The sequence below is a fragment of the Novosphingobium flavum genome, from assembly GCF_014230315.1.
Lineage (GTDB): Bacteria > Pseudomonadota > Alphaproteobacteria > Sphingomonadales > Sphingomonadaceae > Novosphingobium > Novosphingobium flavum.
Map to the genome: position 1 here is coordinate 1 of NZ_JACLAW010000024.1, position 2,986 is coordinate 2,986.

Genomic DNA, 2,986 nt, shown 5'->3' on the forward strand with positions numbered 1-2,986 from the left:
CCCGGTGGCAGAGGCGTCGCTGTGGTGTTGCAGCGGCCTTGCAATGCCGAAGCCGAAGAGCGTGCGGCACCACATGTCCGCTCCCGCCAGCACCGTGCCGATGGCGCCGCCGAACTTCGCCACCAGCGGCTCAGCGTTCTGGACCAGCTTCAACTCCTTGGCGATCCAACTGGCCCGCACCGCCGCGTCGTACTCATCCAGCGCATCCTGCGCCCGCCCCGCGCCGATCGCCGCCGCGATCGCCTCGGCCGCCAGCATGGCGCTCTTCATCGCGGTATGGGTGCCCTTGATCCGCGGCACGTTGACGAAGCCCGCCGAACAGCCCGCCAGAACCCCGCCGGGGAAGGCCAGCCTGGGCACAGACTGCCACCCGCCCTCGTTGATCGCCCGCGCCCCGTAAGCCACCCGTTTGCCGCCCTCGAGAACGGCGCGGATCGCCGGATGCTGCTTCCAGCGCTGGAACTCCTCGAACGGCGAGACATAGGGATTGGCATAGTCCAGCGCCGTCACGAACCCGAGCGCCACCTGGTGGTTCGCCTGGTGGTAGAGAAACCCGCCGCCCCACGAGTGGCTCTCCGAGAGCGGCCAGCCCTGGGTGTGGATCACCCGGCCGGGAACGTGCTTGTCCGCCGGAATGTCCCACAGTTCCTTGACCCCCAGCCCATAGACCTGCGGCTGACACTCCGCCTCCAGAGCGAACTTCGCCTTGAGCCGCTTGGTCAGGTGCCCCCGCGCGCCCTCGGTGAACAGGGTGTACTTCGCCAGCAAGTTCATCCCCGGCTGGAAATCCGCCCTGGGCTCGCCATCGCGGCCCACGCCCATGTCGCCGGTCTGGACGCCGATCACCGCGCCGCTGTCATCATACAGCACCTCGGCCGCCGGAAACCCGGGGAAGATCTCCACCCCCAATTCCTCGGCCTTGCCCGCCAGCCAGCGGCACAGATTGCCAAGGCTCCCGGTATAGCAGCCCTTGTTCGACATCAGCGGCGGCATCATGAAGTGCGGCAGAGCGAACTTGCCGGTCTTGCCCAGCACCCAGTGCCAGTTGTCGGTCACCGCCACCTCGGCCAGCGGGCAGCCGTCCTCGCGCCAGCCCGGCAGCAATTCGTCCAGCGCGCGTGGGTCGATCACCGCCCCCGAGAGGATGTGCGCCCCGATCTCCGAGCCCTTCTCCAGCACGCAGACCGCCAGATCGGGCGACACCTGCTTCAGCCGGATCGCGGCGGAAAGCCCCGCCGGGCCGCCGCCGACGATCACCACGTCGTAAGGCATTTCCTCGCGCTGGATCTCGCTCATCCGCCCCGCCCCCTCAGAGCTTTCCGGTCAGTTCCGGCACGATCTGGAACAGGTCGCCGACGAGGCCGAGGTCGGCGACAGCAAAGATCGGCGCGTCCGGGTCCTTGTTGATCGCAACGATGGTCTTGCTGTCCTTCATCCCCGCCAGATGCTGGATCGCCCCCGAGATGCCGATGGCGATGTACAGTTCCGGCGCCACGATCTTGCCGGTCTGCCCCACCTGGTAGTCGTTGGGCACGAAACCGGCATCGACCGCCGCCCGGCTCGCCCCGATGGCCGCACCGAGCTTGTCGGCCAGCGGCTCGATGAGCTGATGGAAGGTCGCCCCGTCCTTGAGCGCCCGCCCGCCGGAGACCACCACCTTGGCGCTGGTAAGCTCGGGCCGCTCGCTCCTGGCGATCTCCGCCCCGACGAAGCTCGACAGCCCGGCATCGCCCGCGCCCGAAACCGGCTCGACCGGGGCCGAACCGCCGCTCGCCGCGGCCTTGGCAAAGGCCGTGCCGCGCACGGTCAGCACCAGCTTGGCGTCACCGCTTTCCACCGTGGCGATGGCATTGCCCGCATAGATCGGCCGGGTGAAAGTCTTCGGCCCCTCGATAGAGAGCACGTCCGAGACCTGCATCACGTCGAGCAGCGCCGCCACGCGCGGGGCGAGGTTCTTGCCGGTCGTCGTCGCCGGGGCAACAAAGGCGTCATAGCCCCCCATCAGGCCGACAATCAGCGGCGCCGCGTTCTCGGCCAGCTGGTGGGCATAGGCCGCATCGTCGGCCAGCAGCACCTTGGCCACCCCCGCCACCTGCGCCGCCGCCGCCGCCACGCCCGCGCAGCCCGAACCCGCCACCAGCACGTGGACCTCGCCCAGCTTGCTTGCCGCGGTCACCGCCGCCAGCGTCGCGTCCTTGAGCGCGGCATTGTCATGCTCGGCATAAACCAGAACAGTCATCACAGCGCCCCCAGTTCCTTGAGCTTCGCCACCAGTTCATCCACATCGGCCACCTTGATCCCGGCCTGCCGCACCGGCGGCTCGGAGACCTTGAGCGTGGTCAGGCGCGGCGCCACGTCCACCCCGTAGTCAGCCGGCGCCTTGGTCACGAGCGGCTTGGACTTGGCCTTCATGATATTGGGCAGCGAGGCATAGCGCGGCTCGTTGAGCCGCAGGTCCGTCGTCACGATCGCCGGCAGCTTGAGGCTCACCGTCTCCAGCCCGCCGTCAACCTCGCGGGTCACGGCCACGCCGTCCCCCGCAACCTCGACCTTGCTGGCAAAAGTCCCCTGCCCCCAGCCGAGCAGCGCCGCCAGCATCTGCCCGGTCTGGCCCGCATCGTCGTCGATCGCCTGCTTGCCCAGCACCACCAGACCCGGCGCTTCCTCACCGACAATCGCCTTGAGGATCTTGGCCACGGCCAGCGGCTCCACCGCGTCATCGGTCTGGACGAGGATCGCCCGGTCCGCCCCCATCGCCAGCGCCGTGCGCAGCGTCTCGCTCGCCTTGGCCGGCCCGATCGAGACCACCACCACTTCCGTGGCCGCGCCCTTTTCCTTCAGCCGCACCGCCTCTTCCACGGCGATCTCGTCGAACGGGTTCATGCTCATCTTGACGTTGGCCAGGTCCACCCCCGAACCATCCGCCTTCACCCGCGGCTTCACGTTGTAATCGATCACCCGCTTCACCGGGACCAGGATCTTCATC

At 68.6% G+C, this 2,986-nt stretch carries 3 protein-coding genes; all 3 read right to left on the minus strand.

What is annotated here, in order from left to right; genetic code table 11:
- Positions 1–1,296 (minus strand): NAD(P)/FAD-dependent oxidoreductase (locus H7F51_RS18495; RefSeq protein WP_185665807.1); only part of this gene is annotated, 1,296 nt, incomplete at its 3' end.
- Positions 1,297–1,309: 13 nt separating this feature from the next.
- The gene (locus H7F51_RS18500) at positions 1,310–2,239 is read right to left on the minus strand and encodes an electron transfer flavoprotein subunit alpha/FixB family protein (RefSeq protein ID WP_185665808.1); all 930 of its coding nucleotides are present in this window, start codon (positions 2,237–2,239) and stop codon (positions 1,310–1,312) included.
- Complete coding sequence (locus H7F51_RS18505; RefSeq protein WP_185665809.1) at positions 2,239–2,985, minus strand: electron transfer flavoprotein subunit beta/FixA family protein; 747 nt, start codon at positions 2,983–2,985, stop codon at positions 2,239–2,241. Before H7F51_RS18505 ends, H7F51_RS18500 begins: the two co-directional genes overlap by 1 nt.
- Position 2,986 lies beyond the last annotated feature (1 nt).